Origin of the sequence: Eubacterium segne (assembly GCF_014287775.1) — a bacterium.
GTDB classification, from domain to species: Bacteria; Bacillota; Clostridia; order Lachnospirales; family Lachnospiraceae; genus Eubacterium_G; species Eubacterium_G segne.
In genome coordinates this window covers 206,920-222,376 of the sequence record NZ_JACOOZ010000001.1, presented here as the reverse complement: position 1 = coordinate 222,376, position 15,457 = coordinate 206,920, and the positions used below count along the sequence as shown (strand labels likewise).

Here is a 15,457-nt window from a genome sequence, read left to right as displayed (position 1 = left end):
ACAGAAAACCACTAAAATGATGCTTAACTGAATGGCATTGCTTTATCACCACTTTGAAAATGGTTGTTTTATGGCGGATAGTCAGACAGTTTTGGATATAAGAGATGGTGCTAAATCTTGACATAGCACCAAGATAAGAAGTATGATATTTGGTATATGTATGATGTGGTGCTATGTCAAGATTTAGCACAAAATAAAATGAGAAGTTCTGTCAGCTAAGCAGCCGGCAGAGATTTAACCCTCTCGTACAATTTTTCAAATTCGTCAGGAGACATATAATCACAATGACTATGAATTCTGACAGTGTTATAAAAGGTTTCGATGTATTCAAAAATCAGGTTGTATGCGTGTCTGTAATTCTTAATGTTAAAACGGTTAAGCCATTCCCTTTTTATGAGTGAATGGAAGGATTCAATGCAGGCATTGTCATAAGGATAACCTTTATGTGAATAACTGCGTTGCATGTTTTTGGTGGCTTCACGCCATGCCTGAGACACATACTGGCTTCCACGGTCGGTATGTATTATTAATGGTAAATCAGTGTTACGCATTGCCTTGGCTTTTTCAATTGTTTTTATTACAGTGGAAACTTCCATTGTGTCGGAAAGAGTCCATGCAATTATCTTTCTGGCAAACAGATCCATTACACAGTTAAGGTATACAAAGCCGTCATTGGTCCAGATGTATGTAATGTCAGTACACCAGACAGCGTTTGGACGCTCAGGATTAAACTGTTCATTAAGAATGTTATGAAGTTCACTGCTAAAGTCAGAGTCTTTTGTTGTGGCAATCCATGGTTTTGACCATTGAGCCCTGATGCCCATTTCACGCATGTATTTACCGACGGTACGTTGTGAAATGGTTTCGACGGATTTTTGCAAAATTTTAGTAATTTTTGGAGCACCGTAATTCTGCTTTGAATCATTATAGATTTTGAGAATCTCTTTCTTAATGGAATTCTTGCGTTTGGCAGTGGCTGACAGTTTGCGTTTTAAAAAGGCTCTATATCCTGAACGTGAAACATCTAAAACCTTAAGCATTCCGGAGACAGACACACGGTGTTTAGTAACTTTTGATGCCTCTACCTTTGCAGCAACCTCTGTATAGATGGCTTCGGTTAGTCTTTTCCCAGAATGCCTATGGCTTTTTTTAACACATCGAGTGCGTCCTGAGTGTCACGTAGTTCACGTTTAAGACGTGCGTTTTCCCTTTGTACTTCAGATTCGTAATTGCTTGAACCGATCACGGGAATGTCGCCGTCATTGTTACGGTACTGTGACTCCCATCTGGCAAGGGTGCTAATGCCGATGCCCAGGTTCTTGGCACATTGAAGTTGTGTGAGATCAGGATGCTCCTTGCGATAGTTAATGGCATCCAGTTTAAATTGCTTGGTATGTTGTTTCCTTGGCATAATAAGTACCTCCTTTTGGTATTATTAATATTTTCAGGGGAATATCTCATTTTGTTTTGTACTATTTATATGCTAGCACTAAGTTAATGAAAAACGTAAACTATATTGAATAATCTTTTTGACGGATAATAGCGAATTATATTACTGATAAGGTAAATCATATTGAGGTTGAGATTGATAAAAGAAATAAACTTGTTGAAAAATATCAGGAATATAAAAAATCCCTCATCTACGAGGTTGTCACAGGAAAAAAGGAGGTGTAGCTCATGTCTGATTTTGATGTAAAAGAGAAACGATTTGAAGAAGACATCGAAGACTATCTGATTCATCATGGCGGATATACACCTATCTCCGGTGATTCCGGTCATAGAGAGCCTAAGAAAGCTCCGCTGACAGTAATTATTGATAAGATAAATGAAAAGTATGGAACACATTTTACAGAAATGGATAAAGTACTTGTTCAGATGGAAAATGATTATGCCAATCAGGAGAAGTGGCAGAGCTACGCAAAGAACAATGACAGGGCAACCTTTATGTTGTTGTTTGAAAAGGATTTTCCGAATATGGCAGCAGACAGATATGAGCAGAATGACCAGTTTTTCAGAAAACTATTTGATGATCCGGATATGATGAAACAGGTAATGGAAACTGTAGGTTCTGTACTGTATGAGAGATTGAAGAAGAAATATATCTTTGATCCAAAGTCTGGCGTAATTGAAGAGGCGACACCGGAGACTTACGTAGAAGATACATATTTGACGAAGAAATAAGGAAGTGAAAACATGCAGTTAGGATGGATAGATTTTTCAAAAGAAGACCGGCAGAAGGCATTAGATGTGATCAACCTTCTGAGTGAACAGGGAGCAGTCGATGAACTTGGAATCGGCATTATTCGTGATGCTTTTGCCAACTATTTCTTTCCTGGAACATCTACCATCCAGACCAGAGCAAAGTACTTCCTTATTGTTCCATATGTGTTAAGAGAAGCTGTTGATGGCAGGTATGGAAAGGATGCAAATAGAGTTTTAAGGGCTATAGACTCTGCTGAAAAAGGTTGTGGCATCAGATTGTTAGAAGCAGATCCCAAGGCAGAAGGTGTTATTGGAACCCGTGTATTACCAAAGGGATGGGTAGCAAGAAAACCATCAGATATCTACTGGAACGGAATTCGTACCTTTGGAATATTTTGTGATTATGGTCTGTCTATACCGGAGTATGTTTCATTGGCGGTAAAGCTAAAAGAACAGAAGTCTGTCAGCCGGTTGGGAAACAGAAATGATGATGCAGAGGAAAATGAGAAGGATGATTCTGATGCAGGAGATATCGGCAATATTAGATTCTGGAATCTTCCGATTTATCATGATGGTTGGAGAGACAATCTTACAATAGAGCTGACGCAGGAGGAAGCATTCTATCTGGATAAGCAGATTCAGAAGTCAACGAAAGGGTCTCTTTTGGAATATGTATTGAAAAATCATATTGATTTGAATGAATATGATGATTTTGCTTCTTTAACGGCTGAACTATCGGAAAAAGTAGGTGAAAAGCTGGCATATATGATGAAGCTTGCCTGCGATTTTAATAATCTGGTGTATATGGCAAGAGTAAGATACAATGTCATGCTTTCAGAAGGCGAGAATATATACGCAAATGATGAATGGAGCAGATTGCTTCCGGATATAAGGCATAATGCGACAGTCAATCTGGATGCTGTGTTTGAAGAATTGCAGTTGATCAATCCAAGAGCAAAGAGTTTTTTATGTGGGATACAGGCTGCATTTATGGCATCTGATATTGATATGGCGGATGAACTGATTCGTAAGAGGGAACGGAGCCTGAAAGGAGCAGCCAGAGCGAAGTTAAGCAGAACAAAGGAATTTGATCATTCAAAATGGGTAGGTGGTGGAATGCTCGATTACAGATTCTCAAATGCCAGAAGAATTGTGAATGACATCTATGCCGGGGAGGTGAGTGCTGATGTTTAGACCAGATTCAAACCGAGATAGAACGGATTACAGCGGTATTTTGATGCCTCCGGACGGATATAGATTGGACAGAGCAGTAGGCACTACATATTCACTTGACCTGGAAGCACTCACAGCTGTAGCGATATGCCTTGGCTTATCGGAAGAAACAGATAGTAAGCTTATGCAAAATCCAATTGGTATGCTGAATGCATTGCAGAAGGTGTCAGATAAAATCGTGCTGTTTTGTGAAGCAGGACAGATTAAAGTACCAACAAAAACGACTGCACTGTCTATTTTATTAGAGAAAATGGTAGTAGAGGTCGCACTGCCAAAAGATAGACAGCTTGGTCGATATCCGTCATTTCATCCGAAAACATGGATGTTAGCATATGTAAACGCTGATGGAGATAAAAAATATCGTTTTGTGGTAATGAGCAGGAATCTGACTTTTGACAGGAACTGGGATATCAGCTTCGCAATGGATAGCAGTAAAAATGTCAGACAGAAGAAAAAGACTCAACCTATCTGTGATTTTCTGGATTATCTTGTAACGAATGTGCATAATACCAGCAATAATGCCGGAAAGAAAAGAAATCTGATTCGTGGATTATGTTCAGACATTAAGGATGTATCCTTTTCACTTGATAGTAAAATATTTGGAGAGAATTTTGCAGTTCTTCCACTTGGTATTGGAAAAAATGCTTACCGGATGCAGGAGGATATTCTATTCTGCAAGGAAAGAGGAAATGCCAATTCGACATTTAATGAGCTTGTAGTGATGTCTCCGTTTTTATCAGAAAGTGTGATTGCCGATTTTAACCTTACAGACAGGGCATTGTCGGACTGTAAGAGAACACTTGTTACCAGACGTTCTGAGCTTGGAAAACTCAAAGCATCAAATGTAGATAATTTTACCATCTATGCATTAAAGGATGAGATTATAGATGGTGAGAACGAGATCTCAGATGAGCTTGCAGATAAAAAGAAACAGGATATTCATGCAAAAATCTATCTGAGAAGGAAATATTCAGATGTTGACCTGTATCTTGGGTCCATGAATGCTTCCTATTCTGCAATTAATAAAAATGTTGAAATGATGTTGTGGCTTGGTACAAAGAATATGTATCTGAATGGGGATAAATTCTTAGAAGATATCTTCTGTGGACCAGCAGGAGATGTAAAGAATCCATTTGAGCAGGTTACAGTAGCGGATGCAGTTTTGGAAACAGAAAGTGATAATAGAAATCTGCTGGAGCAGAAAATCAAGGAATTGTGCCGTGTGAAAAGGCAGGCTGTAATTTCAGAAGATAATGAGAATGCCGGAAAGTACAAGATAGAGGTTGAGTTCAGTGGTATTGAATCTGATAGTGAGGTTACAGTATCACCATTTAATTCAAAGCAGGAGCAGACATTGTCAGAACATATAGAGTTTTCAGAGCTTGAGATCTTGCAGTTATCTGAGTTCTATGAGATTACTGCAAGATCAGGTGATGATACAATCCGCAGAATTATTATGATTCCTACAAGTGGTTTCCCGGATGACAGAGAAAGTGCTGCAGTAAACAGTGTGGTAAAAGATAGGGCATCATTTGTTGAGTACATAGCGTTTGTACTTGGCGATGATTATGTAGCATCTATGCTTGAAGGAAAGCAGATGGGGGAATCCGGCTTTTTTGCCAATTCGAGTGATGCAATGCCGGCACTCTATGAAAAGATGTTAAAAATATCTGTAGAAGAACCGGAAAGAATAAAAGACATTGGATATGTGCTTAAGATGGTTACAGATAAGGATATTATACCGGATGAATTCCGTGAACTGTATGAGACTTTTTGCAATACTTTGAAAATCAGAAGATAACGAGGTGATGTTATGTCACAATTTAATATAGATGAAATTGAAAAGCGTACCCTCTCCGGTCTGAAGGATTTTCAAAGAGCGACTGTTGAGAGAGTGGATTATCTGTTTCGGCATAATCAGAATCGTGTGCTTGTAGCAGATGAAGTGGGTATGGGAAAAACTCTTATTGCCAGAGGAACAATTGTAAAGACAGCAAGGCTTAGAATCGAAGAGAAAGATGATCTGTTTAAGGTAATCTATATCTGCTCTAATCAGAACATAGCAAATCAGAATATCAGAAAGCTTGACGTAACAGGAAAGAATACCATCGGTTCAGTATCAGATACCAGATTGTCTATGCAGCATTTAAAGATTACCGAGCAGGAGAATGATCCGCAGATAAAGGAAGGCTATATACAGCTTATCCCTCTTACACCGGAAACATCTTTCCGTATGACCTCCGGAGGCGGAAGTGTGCAGGAAAGAGCACTTATGTATGCCATTTTAAGGAGAATGCCGGACTTTAAAGGTCATGCAGCTTCTCTTGAAAAATTTATGATAATGGATGCTGTAAAAGCATGGGATGGATGGGCAAAATGGAGTTTTGAAAATCGTGTGGCAGAATGCGAAAAGATGACGAAGGGTGTCTATCCAAAAAATGTGATAGATAAAATTCTTAATTATCAGGAATATAAAAGTATAAGGGACTTGCTGCTTAATCATTTGCATGAAAGAAGATACAATAAACAGCTTACATATTCCAATTACTATGTGATGAATAAGCTTCGTGTGATGTTTGCGAGAATCAGTGTATCTATGCTTGAGCCGGATTTGGTAATCATGGATGAATTTCAGAGATTTAAGTTCCTTCTGTCATCCGATGACAGTGAGCTTGGTATCCTTGCACACAGTTTCCTTAGTGGACATGATACAAGGGTACTTCTGTTGTCGGCTACACCATATAAATTGTATTCTACCCTTGAAGAGATAGATGAAAATCAGCTTGATGAGCATTATGCAGAGTTTTTTCAGGTTATGAACTTTCTTTTTGATGATGAAGTCAAAGATATTAAATTCAAGGAAGTGTGGAAGAATTATTCCCATGCTCTAAGTGAGTTGAAAGCAGGAGACAGTGCAATTATCCGTATGAAGGAATTAGCAGAAAATGCGATGTATCAGGGAGTCAGCAGGACAGAGCGTATATCTGTCATGGATTCCGGTGATTATACGGACGACAGCAGCGTGAAGCATCATTTGCAGATAGATGAAAATGACATAAACTCATATATACAGATGTCAAGATTGCTGTCAAAAACGGATTCCAATCATTCTTTACCGGTAGATTATGCAAAGAGCTGTCCGTATCTTATGTCCTTTATGAAGAAATATAAGATTAAGGAGCAGATTGAAAAATATTATACAAAACATCCGGATGAATTTGGAAATGAAAGAGAACAAAATCTTTTGTGGCTGAATCGCAATAAAATCAATAAATATGATGAATTGCCGAAAACCAATGCAAGGCTTGAGGCGCTGAAAGAAAAAGCATTTACAGGCGGTGCGGAAAAATATCTGTGGATTCCTCCGTCGCTGCCATATTATGAGATGCAGGGAGTATATAAAAACAGCAAAGGATTTTCAAAAATACTTGTATTTTCTGCATGGGAGATGGTTCCACGAATGATAGGTGCGCTTGTTTCCTACGAAGCGGAAAGACTTACAGTTGGAAAACTGGTACATCAGATAAAAAATCAGGATAAGAAGAATACAGGTTATTTTGCGGAAGGTTCAAGAAGATACCCGGTGGCAAGACTGAGATTTAATGTCTCAAATGGAGAAGTAAGAGGCATGAGCCTGTTTGCATTGCTTTATCCATCAAAGACACTTTCTGATATGTATTCACCGATAGAATCCTTGAATAAACATGAATCATTAGAAGTAATAGAAAAATCTGTACGGCTGAAACTGAAAGAGAAGCTTGCGACAATCGAAGAAAAGTATGGTGTTTCGGATAACAATAAGGAGGATGCCAGATGGTATTATCTTGCACCGATGCTTATGGATGGAGTCATCTATGCAAAGCATTGGATAGAGGATATTGTGTGGGAAATGAATACAGATGAAGAGGATACAACATCTGAAGTAAAAAGCAGTTCAAAGGATAAGAGAAATAAGGGCTTTATTGCTCATATTGATAAGCTAAGAAGTTATTTGGATGCACCGGAGGAGATTCATCTTGGAAGAAAGCCGGATGATCTTCTGGAAACATTGGTAAATATGGTACTGGGTTCGCCGGCAATATGCATTTATCGTTCTAATGGAAGAAGCACAGCAAGAGCAACATCACTTGCAAAGGTATTCGTCAATAATTTCAATTTGCCGGAGTCAACAGCTATCATTGACCTTGCTTATGGAAGATGCAGGGATGATAACTCCCATTGGCAGAACGTGCTTAAATACTGTAAGGATGGCTGTTTTCAGGCAATGATTGATGAGTATATCCATATGCTGAAAGAAACAGCAGGTTTCCAGTCGGATGGAAATCAGTATCAGATTGTGCATGACATGATGATGGATTCGTTGAAAATACATACAGCCACCTATATCGCTGATACTTATCCTGATTTTAAAAAGCGTATGAACGGAGCTGACAGGAAGAATGATGGGTGTCGAATCAGGTCGAGCTATGCAGTTGGATTTACAAAGGATGCAGGTGATAATTCCAAGGTAGTCATGCGTAAAGAAAATATCAGAAATGCCTTTAACTCACCAATGCGTCCATTTGTGCTTGCCACAACATCAATCGGACAGGAAGGACTGGATTTTCATAATTATTGTCGTGTGATTATGCACTGGAATCTTCCAAGTAATCCCATCGATCTGGAACAAAGGGAAGGCAGGATTAATAGATTTAAGTGTCTGGCAATCAGACAGAATGTTGCTGATAAATATGGCAAGGCAGATGGGATGGAATTTAAGCATGACATTTGGAAAGAAATGTTTGAAGCAGCAAAGGCGGAAAAGCAGAATGACCAGTCAGAGCTTGTACCATTCTGGTGTTTCGGAAAAAATCAGAGTGTAAAAATAGAAAGGCTTGTGCCAATGTATCCTATGAGTAAGGATGAGGTGAATTATGAAAGGCTGATAAAGATTCTGTCTCTTTACCGGCTTACATTAGGGCAAGCAAGGCAGGAAGAACTTCTGGAGTATTTATTCAAGGAGTTCAAGGACACAAGCGGATTGAAGAAACTGTTTATCGACTTGAGTCCATTTTCAAAGGGAAAAGGAGGTTGATATGATGAGAGTACTTTTTTGTAACATAGCGTGGATGAAGGAGTATCGAGGGAATGAAGATGGAAAGGATACTCCGTTAAATGGTGGAAGCTATGTTGATGAGACAGGAGATGCACATGAAAAATATAATTTTACACCGGTGAATATGGAGGGCAGGGAAGGTTTATATTGTCTGGGATTTTTCGAGACAAAATCACATAATGGTAAAGATGTTAATCAAATGCGAATTGAGAATATTGCAGGATGTGAACTATTAAAAAAAGAAGAATCCGTAGATGATGTGCTTGTTGTGTACTGTGCAAAGCATCCGGCGCATAAGTTTACGACGGTTGTGGGATGGTATAAACATGCTACAGTTTTCAGACATTATCAAGAGGCAGTGTTTGCTCCGGAAGATGTACAATATTACAATGCAATTGCAAACTCATCTGATTGTGTTTTACTTCCAGCAGGGAACAGATCAAGAAAGGTGCAATGGGAGGTCCCAAGAAAATCAAATGGTTGGGCTTATGGATTTGGAAGGGCAAATGTGTGGTATGCAAGTGAAAAAGATAGCAGGTTACAAGATTATCTTACGAGATTAGTAAAACAGATTGATGAATATGATGGCGAAAATTGGATTGACAAGTACGCTGAGTCATGAGGTACATATATTATGGAAAACGAATCAGGTGAATGGATTATGCATGGCATGAAGTGGGACAACCCGGATTGCATCCATTCTGTAGATGAAGCAATCAAGTATATAAATGAATTTGGCTTTTTACCATTATTTAAGAATGATATAGATGGGTTTTCACTTGAAGAAAGAACTGTTCCAGAGTATTGGTGGAGTGATGATCCAGAGATTGATCCATGGATGTGGCGGGCTATTATAGCAAGGCGGCATGATATCGTCTATGGAAAGTTCTTTGATAAGAAGGCAGGATTTATATCAAAAAAGTGGCTTCCTGTATTTGCTAATTACCGCCGGGATGGATATGATTTTGATGCATTATATGATGATGGTAAAGCACCTAATAAGCATAAAAAGATAATGGTCAATTTTATGGAAAATAATGCTGATTCAGAGATTTATTCCAATGAATTGAAAAAACAAGCTGGATTTGGTAAGGATGGAGAAAAGGGATTTGATGGTGCAATAACGAATCTTATGATGCAGACCTATCTGTGCAACTGTGATTTTAAGAAGCGAGTGAATAAGAGTGGTATTGAATATGGATGGGATGTTGCAGTGTATTCATCTATTGAGCATATCTATGGATACGATTATGTAACTTCCGGCTATAAGGATAATCCACAGGATTCATGGAAACAGCTTGTAGACTATATGCGTAAGATGTATCCGGAGGCAACGGATAAGCAGATAAGGAAGATATTAAAGTAATACAGGCATGGATAAGGAGGTGTCACAATGCCATTTAAGATTGTCCGCAACGATATAACAAAGGTAAAAGCAGATGTAATCGTAAATACTGCTAATCCAAATCCGATATGTGCAAGTGGCACGGACTTGGCAATATATGAGGCAGCAGGAAAAGAAAAGCTTCTCGCAGAAAGAGCGAACATCGGCAAAATTGCAAGAGGTGGTATTGCTGTCACTGGTGCATTTAGCCTAAATGCAAAATATATCATTCATACAGTAGGTCCGGTATGGACGGATGGATTGCATCATGAATTTGAAATTCTGGAGGACTGCTATCGTAAATCATTGCAAAAAGCATTAGAACTTAAGTGCGAGAGCATTGCATTTCCATTAATTTCGACAGGAGTGTATGGATTCCCGAAGGATAAGGCATTACAGATTGCTGTGTCAGTATTCAGCCAGTTTCTTACCGAAAATGAAATTGAAATTATATTGGTAGTGTTTGATAAAAGGTCTTTTCAGCTTTCCAGTCAGATTGTAGGTGATATTGATTCTTACATAGATGCTAATTATGTCAGGGAAAGTCATAGAAAAGAATATCCGGTGCGAAGCAGAAGTGGTGCTCGCAGGAGAGAATTGTCAGAGGAAGCGTTCTATGAGGAGATGCTTCAAAGAGAGGCAGAAGATAACTATCCACTGGAGGAAGACACATGGTTAGCAGAGTCTTGTATGCTGTCAGCAGACATTTCTTTGGAAGATCAGCTTGCAAATATCGGAGTTTCATTTCATGATAAATTATTTGAGTTGATCGATGAAGCACATATTGATAATAAGGATGTGTGGAAACGGGCAAACCTTGATAGAAAGCATTTTTCAAAGATTCAATGTGACCAGAATTATCATCCAAAGAAGAAGACGGTAATGGCACTCTGCATTGCACTGCATCTTGATCTGGAACAGTCAAGAGACTTACTGGCGAGAGCAGACTGGGCATTTAGCCCAAGTAGTAAGGTGGATCTGATTGTACAGAAGGCTATAATAGATAAGCAGTATGATATTATGCAGCTGAATGTGACATTATTTAAGTATACGAATGAAATTCTTGGAGTATAGGAGCAAGATTGATATGTGGGATGACATATATAAATCGAATTCTATTGGCAGTGAGGGTGGCACGATTATTGCAGATGAGGAATATAAAGAATCGTGTAGGATAACCTTGGAAAGATGTGAAAGATATGATGCAATTACATGTGGAGTATATGGATGTATGATGCATACAGCTTTTTGTAATAAAAGTCATAGTCAGGAAGTATTTGATAATATGAAAAAAGACTTGCAGGAATTCATAGATAAGGATACAACAGCGGATGAAGAAAGTATTTTCTATGAAGAGTTTACAAGTAAATATTGATTAGTAAATGTTACGTCGGTACTCACATAGTATCGGCGTTTGTTTTTTATCTTAAAAGTGTCGCCCGAACAGCGACCATATAAAGATGCCATTCAATTATACTTATATTGTAACAAAGAAAGAGAGGTGCCGGAGTAATCCGGGGATTGGAGGCATATATGTACGGAGCGATTTTAGGAGATATTATTGGGAGCACGTTTGAGTTTGACAGAGGTGATAAAACAAAGAACTTTGATTTGTTTAGTGAAGGCTGTGGCTTTACAGATGATTCTGTTATGACAATAGCAGTTGGAGAGGCTCTTCTTGCAGTCGGACCAAAAGCTGCAGTAAAGGAAATTGAAGATGCAGTAGCATCCAATATGCAGGATTGGGGAAAAAGATATCCACATGCAGGTTATGGTGGAAGCTTCAGACATTGGCTTAAAGAAAAAAATCCAAAACCATACGGAAGCTATGGAAATGGTTCTGCCATGAGAGTGTCAGCGGCAGGCTGGCTTTATGATTCAATTGAAAGAACAAGAGAGGTAGCAAGAGCGACAGCAAATGTGACACATAATCATCTGGAAGGTATAAAGGGTGCAGAAGCAACAGCAAGTGCAATATACATGGCAAGGAATGGCTCTTCAAAAGAAGAAATCAAAGAGTATATAGAGAGGGAGTTTCATTATGATCTGAGTAGAACATTGGATAATATCCGACCTTACTACCATCATGTTGAAAGCTGTCAGGAAACGGTGCCAGAAGCAATTATCGCATTTCTGGAATCCAAAGATTTTGAGGACGCAGTGCGTAATGCAGTATCACTTGGTGGAGATACGGATACACTTGGAGCCATTACAGGAAGTATTGCAGAAGCATTTTACGGAATCCCTGCTGTGCTGATTGCAGAGTGTAAAAGTCGGATTGATAAGGGACTGATGACGGATGTTCTTGATGAATTTGATCATGCTCTTGGCAGGAGCATGGATACTTATTCGGATGAAATGGATGAGATACAGGCAAATCAGATGATTGAGGCAGCAATCGATCAGTATTATATTCAGCAGGATAAAAATGGAATGTTGTTATTTATGGAAGTTATGGTAACAAGAATGCAGCAGGCAGGAGAAGTTGTTGTTCCATATATTACGGAAAATCCTTTTATGTCGGAAGAACAGATAAGTAAAGTAAAGGCTGGTGACACGAGTTCACTTGACCATGATGTAAGACTTAAAATAGAAACTGTAAAAGATGCTGATGAAAAAGAATGGATTGGAGTATTTACATCTTCTGATGAAATGCATAAGGGTTCTGCTGGAAATGTGCAGATGAATCAGTCTATTGAATCAATACTTCGTCTGGCTCTTAATTGGGAACAGGTAAATGGAATTGTAATTAATCCGTTTGGTAAGTATATTCAGATGCCAAAGAAGATGATAGAGCTTTTAATCAATGGATATGAACATTATGAGAATGAAAGGAAGATAAAAGTTGATGAGAACAATTAAAGTTACGGGAAAAGGAAAATTAGCGGTAAAGCCGGATATGATCCGATTATATGTAAACAAGGAAGAACTTTGCCATGAATATGAAGATACTCTTCGCAGATCAACAGAAGATACAGAGCTGCTCAAGGATTTATTTGAAAAACTTGGATTTCAGAGAAAAGACCTTAAAACAGTATATTTTAATGTTGATACAGAATATGAAAGCTATCAGGACAGGGATAAGAGTTGGAAGCGAAGATTTGAGGGATATAAGTATATTCATCATATGAAAATAGAGTTTGCTTCTGATAACAAAAAGCTGGGACAGGTGCTATATGCTTTGGCACATAGTTCATTAAAACCGGAGTTTTCTATTGAATATACTGTAGCTGATGTAGAAAAATGTAAAAATGAGCTGTTACATAAAGCGATTGAGGATTCCATTCAAAAGGCACAGGTACTTACAACAGCAGCGAATGTGAAACTGGGTGAAATACAGGCGATTGATTATTCCTGGGGAAAGATAGATTTTGTAACAAAGCCAATGAATGAAATGAGATTAATGGAGTGTACGGAATGTGAAATGAGTGCACTGGCAGCATATGACATAGATATTGAAGCAGACGATATAGATGTTACTGATACAGTAACTGTAGTCTGGCAAATCGCTTAGGAGGTTGATTGCATGTTGTCATCTATTTATTATGGAGAAATACAAAGTGACAAGTTGGTATCATGGAACGAGAATAAAGATCCATACAATATATTGGTTGAGAACAATCGAGTATATAAACTTGGAGGATGAGAATTTCTTGATATAGCCAATAAGCTTTTTGACAATGAAAAGCAAGTGGACTGGGGAAGCTATGCATATCAGTGCACAAAGGAGCAACTAGAAAGACTGATGGAACAGACTGGATGTGAAATAGATAAGATTAATGAACTGGCATCTGAGAAAATCTATGGCATTGTGTTTGTTGAAGAGGGGTAAATGGTGGTATAATTCTATTGTTGATAGATAGTAATAACAGGTGATTTTTTGAAACAACGGAGGCGATTAAGATGAAGTTTGGAATGAGAACACCGAGTATAAAGAAATCAATAAAGGCAAGAACAACAGGAAAAGCCAAGCGAGCTGTTAAGAAAGCTTTAATTCCAGGGTACGGAAAAAAAGGTGCAGGATGGATTAAGAATCCAAAGAAAGCAGCTTACAATAAGGTTTATAAGAAGACGAACTTTGGCATTATGGATTTATTTAAGTAACTATCAGGAGGATTACATCATGGAACGAGTAGTAAAATTTTTAAAAGAAGCAGAGACATATTATTTGGCAACAGTAGAAGGTGACCAGCCAAGGGTAAGACCTTTTGGAACAGCACACATTTTTGAAGGAAAGTTGTATATTCAGACTGGCAAGGTAAAGGATGTTTCAAAGCAGATTCACGCAAACCCGAAGGTAGAAATCTGTGCATTTAAAAATGGCGAGTGGCTTCGTGTAGCCGGAGAACTTATAGAAGATGACAGAAGAGAAGCAAGACAGTCTATGCTCGATGATTATCCATCTTTACAGAATATGTACTCAGCAGATGATGGAAATACCGAGGTATTCTATTTTAAAAATGCGACAGCTACATTTTCATCATTTACACATGAGCCGGAAGTAGTGAAGTTTTAGTGACTAAGGATGAATGGTACAGGCAGCCCTTGATGCATTCAAGAAAATGTATGGAATAGATGGAGAGATAGAGAAGGAATATTGATATGAGCATATTAGGAAATATATTTTGGTTTATATGTGGTGGATTGATGAGTGGACTGTCGTGGGTTTTGGCAGGTTGCCTGTGGTGCATTTCCATAATAGGAATACCGATAGGCTTACAGTGCTTTAAGTTTGCAGGTTTGGCATTTTTTCCGTTTGGAAAAGAAGTGGTATATGGCGGCGGTGCAGTTAGCTTAATTGCAAATATTATCTGGCTGATTGTATCAGGAATCCCTATGGCAGTTGGAAATGCTGTGGCAGGTATGATATGTTGTATAACAATTATAGGAATTCCTTTCGGAAAACAGTTTTTTAAAATTGCAAAATTGTCTCTAATGCCATTTGGGGCAGAGGTAATATAATAAACAGGCAGGTAAGAAAGGTGTATTTGATTAAAACGATAAAAGGTGACATAACAAAAGTAACAGATGTGCAGGCAATCGTAAATGCGGCTAACAATTCACTTCTTGGTGGAGGTGGTGTGGATGGTGCAATTCATAGAGCAGCAGGACCGGAGCTTCTGGCAGAGTGTATGACACTTCATGGATGTGAGACTGGAGAAGCAAAGATAACAAAAGGCTATAATCTGCCATGTGATTATGTGATACATACTGTAGGACCGATATGGAATGGTGGCAGAAATAAAGAAGAGGAACTTCTTGCTAACTGCTATTTTAATTCCATGAAGCTGGCAATGGATAATGGAATCAGGTCTATTGCATTTCCTTCTATATCAACGGGAGTATATAGTTTTCCGGTTGAGTTAGCAGCAAAGATTGCAGTACATACAGTAAATAGGTTCTTGCAGGATAATCCGGATTGTTTTGATCTGGTGGAGTGGGTGCTATTTGATACTCATACTGAATCAGTATACGAAGCAGAAGTTGATCAACTGTATAAAATGATATAATAAAAGAGTAAATGTATGGCAGGTGAAGTAAGG

At 38.4% G+C, this 15,457-nt stretch carries 17 protein-coding genes; 15 read left to right on the top strand and 2 right to left on the bottom strand.

Features of this window, described 5'->3' with window-relative positions:
* Window positions 1-215: 215 nt before the first annotated feature.
* Together H8S00_RS00985 and H8S00_RS00980 are read right to left on the bottom strand one after the other, a co-directional pair.
* Window positions 216-1,109, bottom strand: a complete 894-nt coding sequence (locus H8S00_RS00985) for an IS3 family transposase (protein ID WP_186839932.1) — start codon at window positions 1,107-1,109, stop codon at window positions 216-218.
* An 8-nt stretch (window positions 1,110-1,117) separates the two neighbouring features.
* Window positions 1,118-1,411 (bottom strand): transposase, encoded by a 294-nt coding sequence (locus H8S00_RS00980; RefSeq protein ID WP_186839815.1) that lies wholly within the window; start codon window positions 1,409-1,411, stop codon window positions 1,118-1,120.
* A 266-nt stretch (window positions 1,412-1,677) separates the two neighbouring features.
* On the opposite strand from H8S00_RS00980, the gene H8S00_RS00975 reads away from it, so the two are divergent.
* The 15 genes from H8S00_RS00975 to H8S00_RS00905 all read left to right on the top strand — a co-directional run bounded on the left by H8S00_RS00975 (window position 1,678) and on the right by H8S00_RS00905 (window position 15,424).
* Window positions 1,678-2,181: a hypothetical protein gene (locus H8S00_RS00975; protein WP_186839814.1), complete on the top strand. Its 504-nt coding sequence runs from the start codon at window positions 1,678-1,680 to the stop codon at window positions 2,179-2,181.
* A 12-nt stretch (window positions 2,182-2,193) separates the two neighbouring features.
* On the top strand, window positions 2,194-3,396 hold the full coding sequence (locus H8S00_RS00970; RefSeq protein WP_186839813.1) for a DUF6361 family protein: 1,203 nt from the start codon (window positions 2,194-2,196) through the stop codon (window positions 3,394-3,396).
* Window positions 3,389-5,236 (top strand): phospholipase D family protein, encoded by a 1,848-nt coding sequence (locus H8S00_RS00965; RefSeq protein ID WP_186839812.1) that lies wholly within the window; start codon window positions 3,389-3,391, stop codon window positions 5,234-5,236. The genes H8S00_RS00970 and H8S00_RS00965 overlap by 8 nt, the downstream gene beginning before the upstream one ends.
* A gap of 12 nt (window positions 5,237-5,248) precedes the next feature.
* Window positions 5,249-8,509: a DEAD/DEAH box helicase gene (locus H8S00_RS00960; RefSeq protein WP_186839811.1), complete on the top strand. Its 3,261-nt coding sequence runs from the start codon at window positions 5,249-5,251 to the stop codon at window positions 8,507-8,509.
* Window position 8,510: 1 nt separating this feature from the next.
* Window positions 8,511-9,152, top strand: a complete 642-nt coding sequence (locus H8S00_RS00955; protein WP_186839810.1) for a hypothetical protein — start codon at window positions 8,511-8,513, stop codon at window positions 9,150-9,152.
* A gap of 12 nt (window positions 9,153-9,164) precedes the next feature.
* Complete coding sequence (locus H8S00_RS00950; RefSeq protein WP_186839809.1) at window positions 9,165-9,896, top strand: AlkZ-related protein; 732 nt, start codon at window positions 9,165-9,167, stop codon at window positions 9,894-9,896.
* A 27-nt stretch (window positions 9,897-9,923) separates the two neighbouring features.
* Window positions 9,924-10,988: a macro domain-containing protein gene (locus H8S00_RS00945; protein WP_186839808.1), complete on the top strand. Its 1,065-nt coding sequence runs from the start codon at window positions 9,924-9,926 to the stop codon at window positions 10,986-10,988.
* A gap of 13 nt (window positions 10,989-11,001) precedes the next feature.
* Window positions 11,002-11,289: a hypothetical protein gene (locus tag H8S00_RS00940; RefSeq protein ID WP_243169524.1), complete on the top strand. Its 288-nt coding sequence runs from the start codon at window positions 11,002-11,004 to the stop codon at window positions 11,287-11,289.
* Between the two features lie 158 nt (window positions 11,290-11,447).
* The gene (locus H8S00_RS00935; RefSeq protein ID WP_186839806.1) at window positions 11,448-12,776 is read left to right on the top strand and encodes an ADP-ribosylglycohydrolase family protein; all 1,329 of its coding nucleotides are present in this window, start codon (window positions 11,448-11,450) and stop codon (window positions 12,774-12,776) included.
* Window positions 12,763-13,428: an SIMPL domain-containing protein gene (locus tag H8S00_RS00930; RefSeq protein WP_243169523.1), complete on the top strand. Its 666-nt coding sequence runs from the start codon at window positions 12,763-12,765 to the stop codon at window positions 13,426-13,428. The genes H8S00_RS00935 and H8S00_RS00930 overlap by 14 nt, the downstream gene beginning before the upstream one ends.
* 177 nt (window positions 13,429-13,605) lie before the next feature.
* Window positions 13,606-13,746, top strand: coding sequence for a hypothetical protein (locus H8S00_RS00925; RefSeq protein WP_186839804.1), 141 nt, complete (start codon window positions 13,606-13,608; stop codon window positions 13,744-13,746).
* A gap of 71 nt (window positions 13,747-13,817) precedes the next feature.
* Window positions 13,818-14,018, top strand: coding sequence for a hypothetical protein (locus tag H8S00_RS00920; protein ID WP_186839803.1), 201 nt, complete (start codon window positions 13,818-13,820; stop codon window positions 14,016-14,018).
* Window positions 14,019-14,037: 19 nt separating this feature from the next.
* Window positions 14,038-14,430, top strand: a complete 393-nt coding sequence (locus H8S00_RS00915; protein WP_186839802.1) for a pyridoxamine 5'-phosphate oxidase family protein — start codon at window positions 14,038-14,040, stop codon at window positions 14,428-14,430.
* A gap of 86 nt (window positions 14,431-14,516) precedes the next feature.
* Window positions 14,517-14,876: a YccF domain-containing protein gene (locus tag H8S00_RS00910; protein ID WP_186839801.1), complete on the top strand. Its 360-nt coding sequence runs from the start codon at window positions 14,517-14,519 to the stop codon at window positions 14,874-14,876.
* A gap of 20 nt (window positions 14,877-14,896) precedes the next feature.
* Entirely contained in the window at window positions 14,897-15,424 is a 528-nt protein-coding gene (locus tag H8S00_RS00905) for an O-acetyl-ADP-ribose deacetylase (RefSeq protein WP_186839800.1), read from the top strand.
* Window positions 15,425-15,457 lie beyond the last annotated feature (33 nt).

Excerpts from the sequence above, each read along its gene's own strand:
- H8S00_RS00915 (WP_186839802.1), top strand. The coding sequence starts at position 14,038 with ATGGAACGAGTAGTAAAATTTTTAAAAGAAGCAGAGACATATTATTTG.
- H8S00_RS00910 (WP_186839801.1), top strand. The coding sequence starts at position 14,517 with ATGAGCATATTAGGAAATATATTTTGGTTTATATGTGGTGGATTGATG.
- H8S00_RS00975 (WP_186839814.1), top strand. The coding sequence starts at position 1,678 with ATGTCTGATTTTGATGTAAAAGAGAAACGATTTGAAGAAGACATCGAA.
- H8S00_RS00955 (WP_186839810.1), top strand. The coding sequence starts at position 8,511 with ATGATGAGAGTACTTTTTTGTAACATAGCGTGGATGAAGGAGTATCGA.
- H8S00_RS00930 (WP_243169523.1), top strand. The coding sequence starts at position 12,763 with ATGAGAACAATTAAAGTTACGGGAAAAGGAAAATTAGCGGTAAAGCCG.
- H8S00_RS00960 (WP_186839811.1), top strand. The coding sequence starts at position 5,249 with ATGTCACAATTTAATATAGATGAAATTGAAAAGCGTACCCTCTCCGGT.
- H8S00_RS00965 (WP_186839812.1), top strand. The coding sequence starts at position 3,389 with ATGTTTAGACCAGATTCAAACCGAGATAGAACGGATTACAGCGGTATT.
- H8S00_RS00945 (WP_186839808.1), top strand. The coding sequence starts at position 9,924 with ATGCCATTTAAGATTGTCCGCAACGATATAACAAAGGTAAAAGCAGAT.
- H8S00_RS00980 (WP_186839815.1), bottom strand. The coding sequence starts at position 1,411 with ATGCCAAGGAAACAACATACCAAGCAATTTAAACTGGATGCCATTAAC.
- H8S00_RS00950 (WP_186839809.1), top strand. The coding sequence starts at position 9,165 with ATGGAAAACGAATCAGGTGAATGGATTATGCATGGCATGAAGTGGGAC.
- H8S00_RS00970 (WP_186839813.1), top strand. The coding sequence starts at position 2,194 with ATGCAGTTAGGATGGATAGATTTTTCAAAAGAAGACCGGCAGAAGGCA.
- H8S00_RS00920 (WP_186839803.1), top strand. The coding sequence starts at position 13,818 with ATGAAGTTTGGAATGAGAACACCGAGTATAAAGAAATCAATAAAGGCA.
- H8S00_RS00935 (WP_186839806.1), top strand. The coding sequence starts at position 11,448 with ATGTACGGAGCGATTTTAGGAGATATTATTGGGAGCACGTTTGAGTTT.
- H8S00_RS00940 (WP_243169524.1), top strand. The coding sequence starts at position 11,002 with ATGTGGGATGACATATATAAATCGAATTCTATTGGCAGTGAGGGTGGC.